Annotated in this window: 14 protein-coding genes; 13 read left to right on the plus strand and 1 reads right to left on the minus strand. The window is 35.1% G+C overall.

Annotation, left to right across the window (positions count from 1 at the left end; translation table 11 throughout):
* The first annotated feature begins 147 nt into the window (after window positions 1–147).
* From BC643_RS00550 to BC643_RS00595, 10 genes are all read left to right on the plus strand, one after another.
* A complete protein-coding gene (locus tag BC643_RS00550) occupies window positions 148–1,656 on the plus strand; it encodes a PepSY-associated TM helix domain-containing protein (protein ID WP_120271228.1) in 1,509 nt (502 codons plus the stop codon).
* 113 nt (window positions 1,657–1,769) lie between these two features.
* Window positions 1,770–2,345: a TetR/AcrR family transcriptional regulator gene (locus tag BC643_RS00555; RefSeq protein ID WP_120271229.1), complete on the plus strand. Its 576-nt coding sequence runs from the start codon at window positions 1,770–1,772 to the stop codon at window positions 2,343–2,345.
* A gap of 13 nt (window positions 2,346–2,358) precedes the next feature.
* Window positions 2,359–2,697 (plus strand): cupin domain-containing protein, encoded by a 339-nt coding sequence (locus BC643_RS00560; RefSeq protein WP_120271230.1) that lies wholly within the window; start codon window positions 2,359–2,361, stop codon window positions 2,695–2,697.
* An 88-nt stretch (window positions 2,698–2,785) separates the two neighbouring features.
* Complete coding sequence (locus BC643_RS00565) at window positions 2,786–5,104, plus strand: efflux RND transporter permease subunit (RefSeq protein ID WP_120271231.1); 2,319 nt, start codon at window positions 2,786–2,788, stop codon at window positions 5,102–5,104.
* Between the two features lie 11 nt (window positions 5,105–5,115).
* Window positions 5,116–5,886 (plus strand): outer membrane lipoprotein-sorting protein, encoded by a 771-nt coding sequence (locus tag BC643_RS00570; protein WP_120271232.1) that lies wholly within the window; start codon window positions 5,116–5,118, stop codon window positions 5,884–5,886.
* Window positions 5,887–5,910: 24 nt separating this feature from the next.
* Window positions 5,911–6,141, plus strand: a complete 231-nt coding sequence (locus BC643_RS00575; RefSeq protein ID WP_120271233.1) for a DUF2798 domain-containing protein — start codon at window positions 5,911–5,913, stop codon at window positions 6,139–6,141.
* 2 nt (window positions 6,142–6,143) lie between these two features.
* Window positions 6,144–7,394: a DUF1302 family protein gene (locus tag BC643_RS00580; RefSeq protein WP_120271234.1), complete on the plus strand. Its 1,251-nt coding sequence runs from the start codon at window positions 6,144–6,146 to the stop codon at window positions 7,392–7,394.
* A gap of 16 nt (window positions 7,395–7,410) precedes the next feature.
* Entirely contained in the window at window positions 7,411–7,866 is a 456-nt protein-coding gene (locus tag BC643_RS00585) for a TetR/AcrR family transcriptional regulator (protein WP_120271235.1), read from the plus strand.
* 167 nt (window positions 7,867–8,033) lie between these two features.
* The gene (locus BC643_RS00590; RefSeq protein WP_120271236.1) at window positions 8,034–9,287 is read left to right on the plus strand and encodes a DUF438 domain-containing protein; all 1,254 of its coding nucleotides are present in this window, start codon (window positions 8,034–8,036) and stop codon (window positions 9,285–9,287) included.
* Window positions 9,280–9,798, plus strand: a complete 519-nt coding sequence (locus BC643_RS00595) for a DUF1858 domain-containing protein (protein ID WP_120271237.1) — start codon at window positions 9,280–9,282, stop codon at window positions 9,796–9,798. Before BC643_RS00590 ends, BC643_RS00595 begins: the two co-directional genes overlap by 8 nt.
* Window positions 9,799–9,800: 2 nt before the next feature.
* On the opposite strand, the gene BC643_RS00600 is transcribed toward BC643_RS00595, so the two are convergent.
* A complete protein-coding gene (locus BC643_RS00600; RefSeq protein ID WP_120271238.1) occupies window positions 9,801–10,556 on the minus strand; it encodes a Crp/Fnr family transcriptional regulator in 756 nt (251 codons plus the stop codon).
* Window positions 10,557–10,694: 138 nt separating this feature from the next.
* On the opposite strand from BC643_RS00600, the gene hcp reads away from it, so the two are divergent.
* The 3 genes from hcp to BC643_RS00615 all read left to right on the plus strand — a co-directional run bounded on the left by hcp (window position 10,695) and on the right by BC643_RS00615 (window position 14,000).
* Window positions 10,695–12,338, plus strand: a complete 1,644-nt coding sequence (gene hcp / locus BC643_RS00605) for a hydroxylamine reductase (RefSeq protein ID WP_120271239.1) — start codon at window positions 10,695–10,697, stop codon at window positions 12,336–12,338.
* A gap of 109 nt (window positions 12,339–12,447) precedes the next feature.
* Window positions 12,448–12,759, plus strand: coding sequence for a cupin domain-containing protein (locus tag BC643_RS00610; protein WP_120271240.1), 312 nt, complete (start codon window positions 12,448–12,450; stop codon window positions 12,757–12,759).
* A gap of 50 nt (window positions 12,760–12,809) precedes the next feature.
* Window positions 12,810–14,000, plus strand: coding sequence for a DUF438 domain-containing protein (locus tag BC643_RS00615; RefSeq protein ID WP_170154412.1), 1,191 nt, complete (start codon window positions 12,810–12,812; stop codon window positions 13,998–14,000).
* The last annotated feature ends 19 nt before the right edge of the window (window positions 14,001–14,019 follow it).

Consider the following 14,019-nt stretch of genomic DNA (forward strand, 5'->3'; position numbering starts at 1 on the left):
TGTTACAGCTTGCAATTTTTCTGTTTTTTAATATTGCATTAGATAAATTTAAGAAATTTTCAAGAAACAGAAATAACAATATTTATCTTTTAAGGCATATAAGCAATTGTTATTTAGATAAAAACAAACTCTCAGATAGATTACTTTATGGGAAAACTTTATAAGAAACTACATAAATGGCCAGGGCTAATCATTGCCTTTCTGCTACTATATTTCTCGGTTACAGGCATCATTATGAATCATCGTGAATTCTTCTCAGGTTTTGATATTTCACGTAACAACCTTCCAAAAGAATTCCGTTATCAGAATTGGAATAATAGTGCAGTAAAAGGTAATATTATTTTAAATGGCGATAGCATTTTAGTATATGGTAATATTGGGGTATGGCTTACCGATTCTAATTTTACTGATTATAGTTCATTTAATTATGGTTTCCCAAATGGAAGCGATAACCGTAAGGTTTTTGACCTGTATCAATCAAATGACGGAAATCTATATACAGCAACGCAATTTGGTTTGTTTGCTTTTAGTAAGGAGAAAAAGCAATGGATAAAGTTTGAATTGGATGTTGACATTAAACGCTTTGTGGCTATTGAATGTGTCAACGATACGCTCTATGTTTTAAATCGTTCCTATTTATTTAAAGGTAAGTCGGAAGGAATAAATACCCAATTTGAGAAAATTGAACTCAAAAAACCACGAGATTATAAAAATGAAGTCTCACTTTTTGAAACCATGTGGCAGATTCATTCAGGTGAGATTTTGGGGATTCCCGGAAAGCTGTTTGTTGATGCTTTGGGAGTAATAATCATTTTCTTATCGTTGACAGGAATTATTTATTTCTTTTTCCCGGGATGGATAAAGAGAAGAAAGAAGAAAACGAAATCAGTCACATCAATTGTAAAGACTAATCGTTGGTCATTAAGGTGGCACAATAAAACAGGAGCCTGGTTATTTGTGTGCCTGATAGTCTTGTTTTTTACAGGTATGTTCTTGCGTCCTCCGCTACTTATTGCAATTGCATATTCAAAAGTAAGCCCTGTAAAATATTCTCATCTCGACCAGCCTAATCCCTGGTACGATAAATTAAGGGACATAAAATTTGATAGTGAACGAAATGAATTCCTTCTGGCAACTTCGGAAGGTATCTTCTATATGGATAAAGACCGTCTTGCACCAATTGCTTTTAAAATTCAGCCTCCTGTAAGTGTTATGGGAATTAACGTGCTTGAGCCATTTAATGATGGGGCGTACATTATAGGTTCGTTCAGTGGTTTGTTTTTATGGCATCCGGCTCATCCTGAAATTTATAATTATGCCCAGGGTAAATTACATGTAGGCAATACATCAGGCAGACCTATTGGTGATTTTAAAGTTACAGGATTAGTAACGGATTTGGGAGGTAAGCAATATATGATAGACTACGATAAAGGTGCAGTTCCTTTATATCATGAAATGAAATTTCCTGAAATGCCTAATAATATTCTTAAAGAATCTAAAATGTCACTATGGAACTTATCGCTCGAAATTCATACGGGACGTTTCTTTCGTTTTCTTCTTGGTGATTTTTATATCCTCTTAGTTCCCTTATCAGGATTGGTAAGCGTTATGGTTGTATTGAGCGGATATTTGCTTTGGAGAAAGAAGTTTCGGTAAAATAATTTCTTTAATTACTGACAGTAAGTGTTATATGGGGTTTTAATGAAAATTAATTGAAAAAAAAGCATAAGTTAGCGAACATTAACTAACTTTGTTTCGTAATAAGAAATATGATGCAAACAGAAAGACAAATACAAATAATTGAAGAATCAATAAAACTCATAGCTTTGAAAGGTATTCAGGGTTTTACGATAAAAAACTTATCTAAAGCAATAGGTATTTCAGAACCTGCAATTTATCGTCATTTTGAAAGCAAAACAGCTATTTTGGTTGCAATACTTGATAGTTTCAAAGAAATGGCCGGAATGATGTCGTCATTACCTTTTGATGAGGAGCAACCCGCAGTTGAAAAAATTGCCTTTATTTTTTTTAGAATGCTTGATGTTTTTACTGAACAGCCTACCATCATACCTATTGTATTTGCAGAAGAGATATTCAAAAACGATAATATGCTGAAAGAAAAGATTAACGAAATACAAAACCTGAATTTGCAGAAGATAGAAACAATCATTGAGCAAGGACAGGAAGCAGGCAATGTAAGACAGGATATTGATAAATCATCGCTTGCAATAATATTTTTAGGTTCTTTTCGCTTGCTTATTAAACGTTGGGATTTAAACAATTATAATTTCGACTTAAAAGAAGAAGGAACAAAGCTTGTAAATTCATTTAAACTAATATTATAAAATATTTAATCGTATGAAAATTGTAAAAGTTTCAGAAACAGAAATTAAGCAAACTCCGCATAAGATTGATGCACGAGAGCTTTATAATCACGACAATGCACAAGTGGTTCATATTATGTTGAAACCGGGAGAAAGTCTTAAACCTCATAAAACTCCCGTTGATGTATTTTTCTATGTATTGGAAGGAAGTCCTGATATTTTTATTGGTGATGAAAAGCAGACTGTACCTCAAGATAATTTAGTCGAAAGCCCTAAGAATATAACACATTATTTTGCGAATAACACAGAAAATAATGTTCGTGTTCTTGTTGTAAAAGCACCCAAACCAATGGAACAAACAAAACTGTTATAACTGAAATACTGCTCAATAAGGAAAGCGATTTATAGAATCGTTTTTTTTTAAACAAATAGTTAGTGAGTATTAACAAACATATAAAATTATGGAAAATTTATTGACAAAATTGTTACGCTACAAATGGCTTACCATGTTATTCATTGCAATGATTTCTGTGTATTTTATTTCTGAAATGAAAGAGAATACACGCATGGAAACCGACTTGGACGAATACATGCCCAAAGACCACCCAGCGTTTGTTTATAGTGACGAAGCTGAAAGTTGGTTTAATATTAAAGACGGTATAGTAGTGGCTGTTGAAAACAAATCAGGCATTTACAACACTGCAACACTTGATACGCTGAAACAGCTTACCAAACGCTTACAGAAGTTTGAAGAAATAGATAAAGATGATGTAAAATCACTTTATAATGCCGATAATATTGTGGGGTCAGATGGGAGTCTGGATGTGAAACGCTTTTACAAACGTGTTCCAAAAGCAGAGGAAGAATTACAGGAACTGAGAAAAAGTGTTCGAGAAAATGAAATGGTTTATGGACGCTTTATATCCACAAACGAGCAGGTTGCAGTTATTATTGCAGAAATTGGCGATGATGTGTTTTCTCAAGAGTTTTATAACAATATTCTTAAAACTGTAAAACAATCAGAAACAGATGATATAACTATCCATGTAGCTGGTCGTCCAATTGTTGAAGGCGAAATGGCGTTGCTTGCCCCTGCTGATATGAAAAAAATGGTTCCAATCGTGATATTGGTAATACTAATTGTTCTTTTCATCACTTTAAGAAGTATTAAAAGCACTTTCATCACTCTTGGCGTGGTTTTTCTTTCTACAGTTTGGGCTTTTGGTCTAATGGCGAGTGTAGGAATTCCAATTTACGCTGTTTCAACAATGATTCCGGTAATGCTCATAGCCATAGGGGTAGCCGATGGCATTCATTTATATAGTCATCTTCAAACCTATATGGCTCACAATCCCGGAGTTTCAAAAAAAGAAGCGGTAAGCGAAATGCTCAACCACATGTGGAAACCTGTGGTTATGACTTCAATTACTACTGCTGTTGGCTTTATCTCATTGCTAACATCGGAGGTATATCCAGTAAAATATTTCGGAATCTTTACTGCTTTCGGAGTAATGGCAGCCATGTTTTTCTCCTTGATATTCTTGCCTGCCGGAATCATGATTTTTGGTTTGCCAAAAGTCAAAAAAGCTAATATTGATAATGATATGGAAGGACATTCGCATTCAAAGTTGGCAAATAGTTCTGCTGCATGGATAGTGAAGAATAAATATGTTTCGATTCTGGCAACAGTTGTTATTGTTGCAATATCAATAGTTGGAATGCAAAAAATATGGATTAACTCCAGCTTCCTGGATAAGTTTGAGAAAGACAGCGATATTGTTCAAACAGATAAGTTTATCAATGAAAATTTTGGCGGTACCAGTACATTAAATCTCATTTTGGATGCCAATGGCAAAAAAGATGTTTTTAAAAATCCGGAAGTACTCAAACTTGTGGATAGAATGCAACAGGATGTGGATGCCCAATTGGAGGTTGTTGGCAATAAATTCTCACTTACCGATTACATTAAACGCATGAACAAGGTAATGAATTCCGATAACGAAGCATTTAATACGATACCCAACAGCAATGAGATGATAGCTCAGTACCTTTTACTTTATGAAATGTCAGGTGACCCGGAGAACCTAACCAAAGTAGCAGATTACGATTACGCCAAACTCAACATTACATTTCAGTTAAAGAAGGACGATTCAAAATCAATAAATGCCGCACTTGATATAATTAATTCTTATGAAGATGATTTTGAAACACTTGATATTTCAATGAATTATGCAGGAAGCGGATACAAAGGGCTTGTTTTTACAGACCTCATTCTGGAAGGTCAGATAAAAAGCCTAATCATGTCCATTTTAATTATCATAATCTTGTTGTCTCTAATGTTCAGAAACCTTGTGGTCGGTTTAATAAGTGCTGTTCCAATTATTATAACGGCTCTTATCAGTTTCGGCATTATGGGCTTCCTGAATATTCCTCTTAGTACAACAACAGCATTACTTTCAAGTATTGCAATAGGTATCGGTATTGATTATGCCGTTCATTTTCTGGAACAATACCGTACAAATGCAGCTAATTACAACGATAAGTATAAAGCGGCACAACTTACTATGGCACATTCAGGTAAAGCTATAATATTTAATGCCATTGTTGTAATCGCAGGCTTTATGGTATTACTTTTTTCAGTGTTCCCTCCAAACCGGGAACTTGGGGCGTTAGTATCGCTCAATATGTTTACCAGCTTCGCAGGAACACTCACTATTATGCTGGTACTGCTATACATCGGCAATATTTTCATCAAAAAGAATAATAATAAAAACAATTAAAATTTTAAGGTATGAAAACAATAAAATTAATAGCAATAGCATTGCTTACAATAATCGGATTAAGCGCAAATGCACAGCTTACAGGCGAACAGATAGTAGAGAAAGCGTATAACCGTGAAACCGGAAACGACCAAACATCAACACTTACCATGACCCTTACAAATGCTTCAGGGCAAAACAGGGTGCGTACCATTCAGCAATACACCAAAGATTTTGGCGACAACGAAAAAAGCATTATGTTTTTCCAAGCTCCTGCCGATGTAAAGAACACTTCTTTTATGAACTGGAGCTACGATACCGACCAAGCGGATGACCAATGGATTTATCTTCCGGCATTAAAAAGGGTAAAACGGATTTCAAGCGATAGCAAAAGTGACTACTTCATGGGGTCTGATTTTACGTATGACGACTTAGGAGACCGCAAGCTAAATGCAGATATACATAAACTGCTCCGTGAAGAAACTATAAATAGCAAGGCGTGTTACGTTGTAGAAAGCATCTCCAAGGATGAAGAATATATGTATTCCAAAACAATTACATGGATTGATAAAGAAACCTTTATTGGTGTAAAGAAAGAGTTCTATGATGAAGATGAAGAATTGCTTAAAATTCTGACCATTAAAAAAGTTGAGACAATTTCAGGGTTTCAGATTATCACCAATTCGGAAATGAAGAATATTCAGAAAAATCATTCTACCAGTATGGTATTAACAAACGTGAAAGTTAACACAGGCATTCCAGCCAGTAATTTCTCTGAGCGAATGATGACGAGAGGAATATAATATTAAGATTTTAATCAGACGGAAATGAAAATAAACAAAAAATACGAAGTGCCTTTAACTCTTTTTTTAATGGTATCAATTATGACATCTGTTATAACTTTTGCAAGTATAGCAATGCATCATGGTATAAGCCAGGGATTTATCACAAAATGGATACAAATGTGGGGGATGGCTTTTTCAATGGCATATCCGTTGGTTTTAGTAATCATGTCACCAATAAAAAGATTTGTAGCGCAACTTGTTAAAAACGAATAAATATGAGAAAGAATATAGCAATATTACTAATAGGCTTAGTGTCAGGTTTCGCAACCATGGCACAAAGCCCTGATATTTCCGGTTTTGTAAGAACTTATGAAGGTGTTAACACGGAAACAGGTGATTTCTCTATTATCCAGCAAACCGCCAGTCTTAACTTTGAAAAACGAGGCGAAAAGGTATCTTTCAAGGCTAACCCAATGTTATACTTGTATAATACCGATAGTTTGCAACTTCGACTAAGAGAGGTATACATGGATATGTACTTTAAAAACTTTGATATTCGTATTGGTAAGCAACAAATAGTGTGGGGCAAAGCTGATGGCGTGTTTATAACTGATATTGTTTCACCTCTTGACCTATCGGAGTTCCTCCTTCCTGATTTTGATGAAATACGCCAAGGTGTTATTGCGTCTAAGATTGATTATTATTTTGGCAACAGTACCATTGAGGCTATCTGGATGCCTGCTTTTTCTCCCAATCTTCGACCCGATGCTCGTTCTGATTGGTATATAGCTCCTGATTTTCCTGTTACTCCTACATTTGATTGGAGTAAAAATGCGGTAAATCCTTCACTGGAAAACGGTGAACTGTTTCTTAAATGGTCGGCTATGACCTCAAAAATTGATTTTGAACTGATGGGCGGTTACACATGGGATGATAACCCGGCAATGCATGTTCAGAAAACAATTTCAATAGACACAATACAAGGAGTACCTACACCTGTTTTAACCGGAATATCGGTAACTCCCCAACATCATAGACTCTCTGTGATTGGAGGTTCATTTAGTACTGAAATAAAAGGTCTTATTCTAAGAGGTGAAGGAGCTTATTACAATGGTAAATACTTTCAAACAGAAAACCCTTTGGCGACTGATGCTTTGGTTCAGAAAGATTACTTAAACTATGTTGTCGGACTTGATTTTAGTATTAAAGATGTAAAACTGAGTGCCCAGTTTATTCAAAAATATATTTTAGATTACGAAGACGGTATAAACGAAAATGAATTTCACAATACAGCCACCTTTCTGGCACGATATGATATGATGCGGGAAACGTTGCACCTTGAACTATTTTCTTATATAGGCTTGTCTGACAGCGATGCCCTGATACGTCCAAAAATAAGCTATGATTTTGATGATAGTTTTTCGCTGCTCTTCGGGGCTAATATTTTTGTAGGTGATGAAGGCGGTCAGTTTGGGCAATATCGGGATAATTCAATGATTTATACTAAAATAAAATATAGTTTTTAATCTATATCAGACTGCAATGGAAACAAGTCAACGAATTTACGATGCAGCAAAACATGCATTTCTTAAATTTGGTTACCATGGAACAACAATTGATAAAATTGCCAGGTACGCAGGCTCCGGTAAAGCAATGGTTCATTACTATTATAAATCTAAAGATGAATTGTTTAAATTGATATTTAAAGATTATATTATGTTGCTGTCTGATGCATTAAATAAGCATAAAGCAGAAAAATCACATCCTATTAATCAAGGGATTGAATATCCTGAACTATATGAAATAGCGTGGTTCATAGCAAGTGAGTTTAAGTATAACCATGAATTAGCAATAAAAACAATTCGGGAGAATAAAGAACTGACAGCCATTTTTCTAAAATCATATAACAATCCTGGTTGGTTAGAGAATTTTCAAAATATTATTACTGCACAATTACAGGCAATATTTATTAGAAATAATTTCAAAATTCAGAATTAGTATTAATAATAATCCGGCTTTTGCAATCGTGGTATAAGATTGAAATAACAGGACTATAAGCAGGTACGAACAATTTGACAAAACATAACAATCATGTTTTTGTTTAACTTACACATTAAATCAATAACTTGTATCTATGATGATTTTATTAAAAAAATTCAATTGTTATGAGCGAACTTATTAATAACTCAAAATATCGTAAAGAGCGATTAAAAGAACTGATTCTAAAACTACACCAGGGAGAATCGGCAGAAGCTGTTAAAAAAGAACTGGTTGAAACACTAAAAAGTATTCCTTACGGAGAAGTTGTGGAAGTGGAGCAGGAACTGATGCAAGAGGGATTACCCGAAGAAGAAGTTTTAAAACTTTGTGATGTTCATGGTTCGGTTCTCGAAGGCAATGTAGATTTAAGCGGAGCAAAAGATATTCCTGCCGGGCATCCGATTGATGTATTTAAGAATGAAAATATTGAGCTGAAGAAAGTAGCTGAAAAAGCAAAAACTTTGCTAAAGGCGTTAAGTGCCGTTGATGATTCGGAGTTTCAGCAATTTATTTTTGGGTTACAAGGTGTGTTTAATCAGTTGATGGATTTAGACAAGCATTACCTTCGTAAAGAGTACCTTGTATTTCCACACTTAGAGAAAAACGAAATTACTGGCCCGCCCAAAGTCATGTGGGGTAAACATGATGAGATAAGGGAACAGTTGAAAGGTTGTATCGAGGTTTTAAATACGAAAGAAATTACTAAAACAGACTTAATTGATTCTCTCGATTTGTTGTTTTTTCCTACTCTACAAGCTATAATTGATATGGTACAGAAAGAGGAGGAAATTCTGTTTCCAATGAGTATGGATGTACTAACTACTGAGGACTGGTGGAGCATACATAAACAAACGCTGGAATTTGGTTTTTGCCTGTATGACCCACAAGTTGAATGGAAACCCGAAGGGCTAACCGATGAGAAAGATGATACAGGGGTTACTTCTGACGGAAGCATTCAATTGCCCTCCGGAAGTTTTTCTGCAAAGGAAATAATGGCAATTCTAAATTCCGTTCCATTCGACATGACCTTTGTCGATAAAAATGATAAGGTTAAGTATTTTACCCAAGGAAAAGAGCGAATATTCGTCCGCAACCGTTCAATTATCAATCGTGATGTACGTTTGTGCCATCCTCCAGGAAGTACCCATATTGTAGAAAAGATTTTGGAGGATTTTAAATCGGGTAAAGCTTCTCATGCTCCTTTTTGGATTCAGATGAAGGGCAAGTTTATTAAGATTGAATACTTTGCTTTACGTGGAGAAGATGGTGAGTACCTTGGTACACTTGAAGTTTCTCAAGATTTATCTGAGAACAGGGCTTTAGAAGGTGAAAGACGTATTTTAGAATACACAGACAATAAAGAAAAAGACAATGGATAAACTGATAATTACTCCCAAAACGAAGATATTCGACTTGTTGGAAGCATATCCTCAATTGGAGGATGTGCTAATAGCAGTTGCTCCACCGTTCAAAAAGCTGAAGAATCCTGTATTACGAAAAACCATTACAAAGATTACAACTTTAAGTCAGGCATCTGTAATTGGTGGTATCAAAGTTGAAGAACTCATAAACAAGCTTCGTGCAGAAGTAGGGCAAACAGCAACTGACTCAATTGAAACAGAAGACAGCAATTATACTACAGAAAAGCCTGATTGGTTTGATGAATCCAATATCTCTGAATCAATAGATATAAGAGAAATGCTAAATGCCGGAGAACAGCCAGTGCATGAAGTCTTAGCTTTATTAAAGAAACTTGATTCAGGAAAAATACTTAAAGTGATTGCACCTTTTATTCCTGCTCCACTTATTGATAAGTCCCTTAGTTTAAATTATGAACATTGGCTCAATAAAAAGGGGGATGAAGAATTTTTGGTGTACTTCAAAGCATAGTTTTATTTTAATAAGCCCGAAAGGGCTTTTTTATCCACAATTTTTATATTTCGTCCCTCTGCTTCAATAATACCCTCATTATGCATTTCACGTATTACCCTTCCCAATGATGGGCGTGAAACACCAAATATATTGGCAAGTTCACTTTGCGAATTTTTAAGCGTAAACTCCGTTTTATCTTCTCGTCTGACCTGTTCAAGCAGATAATTTGCAAATTTGCCTCTGATGGATTGCAATCCTAATAACTTAATCTTTTTTGTGAGTTTCTGTGCCCGGTTGGATATAATATCGAGATAGTTTTTTAGCACAGTATTTTCATTACAAAACAAGTTCATTAAGTCTTGTCGTGGAATAAACAAAATTTTGGTTTCTTCAACTGCAATTACATCAACAGGAAGTGTATTATCTTCTCCAAATAAAAAAGCTGAAGCAATAGTATCAGGAGCACGAAGTTCTTCAATACGCAAGGACTTTCCCTGAAAATCCATCATTTCCCCAACAGCAGCTCCTTTAACAATAATTTTCAGGCTATTGCATTTATCTCCACTACTGGCAATCAGTTCATCTTTTTTGTATGTTTTTACCTGGTGGTGGACTTTTTTAATTATGTGGCCAATTTCTTCCGATTTTAAATCCTTAAAAATATAGCTCGATTGTAGCGCATCTACATAATTTAAAAAGCAGAAACTACATTTATCATTACAAGGCTGAATATATTTTTCATTAAAACATTTTTTTTCTGTTGTTATATTCCGCATATACCGTGATTTAGAAATTTTTTTTACACAAAAATAGAAAAAAACACGCTTCCTGTAACAAATGTTACAGCTATTACTCTCAAAATGCCACAACTTTGTATCGTTGATTTGAAATTAAAAACTTAAAAAGATAAAATTATGAGCATGTTTTGTTATCAGTGTCAAGAAGCTTCAAAAGGTACAGGATGTACTACGGTTGGTGTTTGCGGTAAGCAAGATTCTACTTCAAACTTACAGGATTTATTAGTGTATGTAACCAAAGGTGTTTCTTTAGTTGCAGAAGTTGCAAAAAAGAATGCTGTTGCAATTGACAAAGCCGACAAATTTGTTTTTGAGGCATTATTTGTGACCATTACCAACGCTAATTTCGATGATAAAAAAATCACCGATAAAATTATTGAGGGTATTCAGGTTCGTGATGCTTTAAAGAAAGAATTAGTAGGTAAAGGCGTAGAAATCCCAAACCTTCCGGCTAATGCGACTTGGGTTGCAGAGGGCGAAGAAGCAATTAAAGCAAAAAGTGAGATTGTTGGAATTTTAACTGAACAAAACGAAGATATTCGTTCATTAAAAGAGTTGTTAACCTACGGATTAAAAGGGATGGCTGCTTACGCCGAACATGCTTTTAATTTAGGATATACTGACGAGAAAGTATTTGCATTTATGCACAAGGCATTAGTTGCCACTACCCGAACTGATATTACAGTTGATGAATTGGTTGGCTTAACTTTGGAATGCGGTGAGTATGGAGTAAATGTGATGGCTTTATTAGACAAAGCAAATACCGAATCTTATGGAAATCCTGAAATTACAAAAGTAAATATTGGTGTTCGTAATAATCCGGCTATCCTTATTAGCGGTCACGACCTGAAAGATATGGAAGAGCTGTTAAAGCAAACCGATGGAACCGGAGTTGATGTTTACACACACAGCGAAATGTTACCAGCTCACTATTACCCTGCATTTAAAAAGTACGAACACTTTGTAGGAAATTACGGTAACGCATGGTGGAAACAAAAAGAAGAATTTGAATCATTTAACGGTGCAATTCTATTCACGACTAACTGTATTGTTCCTCCAAAGGATAGCTACAAAGACAGAGTTTATACAACTGGTGCATCAGGTTTCGATGGTTGTACTCATATTCCGGACAGACAAGACGGACAACCAAAAGATTTTTCTGCAATCATTGAACATGCTAAGAAATTACCTGCTCCGACCGAGATTGAAACAGGAGAAATTATTGGTGGATTTGCACACAATCAGGTATTACAATTAGCAGACAAAGTAGTTGATGCTGTTAAAACTGGTGCAATTAAGAAATTCCTTGTAATGGCAGGATGTGATGGTAGAATGAAAGGACGTGAATACTATACTGATTTTGCAGACCAGTTACCACAAGATACTGTTATTCTTACAGCAGGATGTGCGAAATATCGTTACAACAAGTTACCATTGGGTGATATAGGAGGTATTCCTCGTGTATTGGATGCAGGACAATGTAACGATTCATATTCTTTGGCTGTTGTTGCTCTTAAACTAAAAGAAGTATTTGAATTGAATGACATTAACGAACTGCCAATTGCATATAACATTGCATGGTACGAGCAAAAGGCTGTGATTGTATTATTAGCTCTTTTACACTTAGGTGTGAAAAATATTCACCTGGGGCCAACATTACCAGCTTTCCTTTCTCCAAATGTTGCAAATGTTTTAGTTGAGAACTTTGGGATTGCAGGAATTGGAACTGTTGAAGAAGATTTGAAACTTCATTTGGCTTAATATAAAACATACTCATTTTTAAACGCTGCAAAAGAGATATTTTGCAGCGTTTCTTTTATCTAATAAAATTTTAATCGTAAATTTTATTATCAATTTCAAGATTTAAACGATGATTTATCCTTATTACGAGAAAAGTGCAGTACTGAAAACAGAGCAAGCGTATGGCTACCTATTGGCAGAAACAGATAACAATGATATTGTTGAATTACACATTTTAAAAAATGGTTTGGTTCCGGCACATGCACTCCCTGTTGATGTTGTTTTTTATGTTATTTCAGGCAGAGGGAAAATCACTATCGCAGATGAAATTACCAATGCCTTGAAAGGAGATGTTATTGCCGTGAAAAAGAACTTGGACAGAACATGGCAAAATCCTTTTGACGAACTTTTGAAGCTTCTGGTAATTAAACAGAAACCTTAATTGGGATTTGCTGTTAATTTTATTATTGAAGGTAATTAAAACAGATGCTTATGTCGGAATTCACAAATACAAAACAGGCAAGGGTAGAAAAACTGCTTGAGGTTTCTAAATTAATTTTAGAAACCGGTAATGCTCATTCGTTTATAGTTGATAACAAGGATTTTATTCCTACGGTAATACCTACTGATTTTATAAACCTCTTTGACGAGATTATAAAACAAGGGCACAAGATGGAGGATATAAAAGTGCTGACAAATAAAGTCCTTAATATTTTCCATGTTCCTATACGTGATTTTGTAAGAGTTGAACCCAAACCGGATTCATTTCTTGGTGTGCTAGAACAGAATAACCATGAAATGGAGGTGCTTTTGGATAAAATCCGTCCTTTTTTTAAGCAATTTGTGAAGGAAACCGACAATACTGATCTGCATAAAAAACTTATAGAACTGTTTACTCAACTCGAAGTATTTGCAAAGCACTATACAATTAAGGAGAATGTGCTATTCCCAATCATTGAAGAAACATGGCCGGACTATCGCTGTTTACAGATTATGTGGTCATTTCACGATGATATTCGCAGAAATATTAAATCCGTTATTACTCAATTACAGGTAGGAAATATAGACCTAAAAATATTCAATAAATGTGTTGGCGACATATTCTTTAATATGCACGCCATTAAATTCAGGGAAGAGCGTATTCTCTTTCCTTGCATATTATCAACCATCAGCGAAAGCCAGTTAGAAAAGATGAATCGTGAAGGCTTTGAGCTGGGCTATCCATTTATTCAACCTAATTTAAAGATGGACAAAGAATTCAAACCAGATTATGAAGGAAACCTTGTAAATCTTGGAACGGGCAAAGTAAGTATCGAGCAAATCAAACTCATTTTTAATCACCTTCCGGTGGATATTACTTTTGTTGATGAAAACAACAAAGTTTGCTATTTCTCAACACCACCTAAACGAATTTTTCCTCGAACAACTGCAATTATCGGGCGTGAAGTAAGTAACTGCCATCCGCCTGAAAGTGTTCATGTAGTTGAACAAATTGTAGAATCGTTCAGAAGTGGAGAAAAAGACCAGGCTGATTTTTGGATTAAAATGCGAGGGGAATATATCCTTATTCAATATTTTGCTGTTCGTGACGAAAACGGAAACTACAAAGGCGTTATTGAAGTCTCTCAGGAAATTTCGGGCATTAAGGCTTTGGAAGGGGAAAAGAGGTTGTTGGATTGGTAGATATTTCGGAAGGGATATT

Source organism: Mangrovibacterium diazotrophicum, assembly GCF_003610535.1.
GTDB lineage: Bacteria > Bacteroidota > Bacteroidia > Bacteroidales > Prolixibacteraceae > Mangrovibacterium > Mangrovibacterium diazotrophicum.

What these genes read in the sequence shown, in the direction of transcription:
- BC643_RS00560 (WP_120271230.1), top strand. Translation starts at nt 2,359, where the DNA reads ATGAAAATTGTAAAAGTTTCAGAAACAGAAATTAAGCAAACTCCGCAT.
- BC643_RS00590 (WP_120271236.1), top strand. Translation starts at nt 8,034, where the DNA reads ATGAGCGAACTTATTAATAACTCAAAATATCGTAAAGAGCGATTAAAA.
- BC643_RS00580 (WP_120271234.1), top strand. Translation starts at nt 6,144, where the DNA reads ATGAGAAAGAATATAGCAATATTACTAATAGGCTTAGTGTCAGGTTTC.
- BC643_RS00610 (WP_120271240.1), top strand. Translation starts at nt 12,448, where the DNA reads ATGATTTATCCTTATTACGAGAAAAGTGCAGTACTGAAAACAGAGCAA.
- BC643_RS00570 (WP_120271232.1), top strand. Translation starts at nt 5,116, where the DNA reads ATGAAAACAATAAAATTAATAGCAATAGCATTGCTTACAATAATCGGA.
- BC643_RS00595 (WP_120271237.1), top strand. Translation starts at nt 9,280, where the DNA reads ATGGATAAACTGATAATTACTCCCAAAACGAAGATATTCGACTTGTTG.
- BC643_RS00585 (WP_120271235.1), top strand. Translation starts at nt 7,411, where the DNA reads ATGGAAACAAGTCAACGAATTTACGATGCAGCAAAACATGCATTTCTT.
- BC643_RS00565 (WP_120271231.1), top strand. Translation starts at nt 2,786, where the DNA reads ATGGAAAATTTATTGACAAAATTGTTACGCTACAAATGGCTTACCATG.
- BC643_RS00575 (WP_120271233.1), top strand. Translation starts at nt 5,911, where the DNA reads ATGAAAATAAACAAAAAATACGAAGTGCCTTTAACTCTTTTTTTAATG.
- BC643_RS00555 (WP_120271229.1), top strand. Translation starts at nt 1,770, where the DNA reads ATGATGCAAACAGAAAGACAAATACAAATAATTGAAGAATCAATAAAA.
- hcp (WP_120271239.1), top strand. Translation starts at nt 10,695, where the DNA reads ATGAGCATGTTTTGTTATCAGTGTCAAGAAGCTTCAAAAGGTACAGGA.
- BC643_RS00600 (WP_120271238.1), bottom strand. Translation starts at nt 10,556, where the DNA reads ATGCGGAATATAACAACAGAAAAAAAATGTTTTAATGAAAAATATATT.
- BC643_RS00550 (WP_120271228.1), top strand. Translation starts at nt 148, where the DNA reads ATGGGAAAACTTTATAAGAAACTACATAAATGGCCAGGGCTAATCATT.
- BC643_RS00615 (WP_170154412.1), top strand. Translation starts at nt 12,810, where the DNA reads ATGTCGGAATTCACAAATACAAAACAGGCAAGGGTAGAAAAACTGCTT.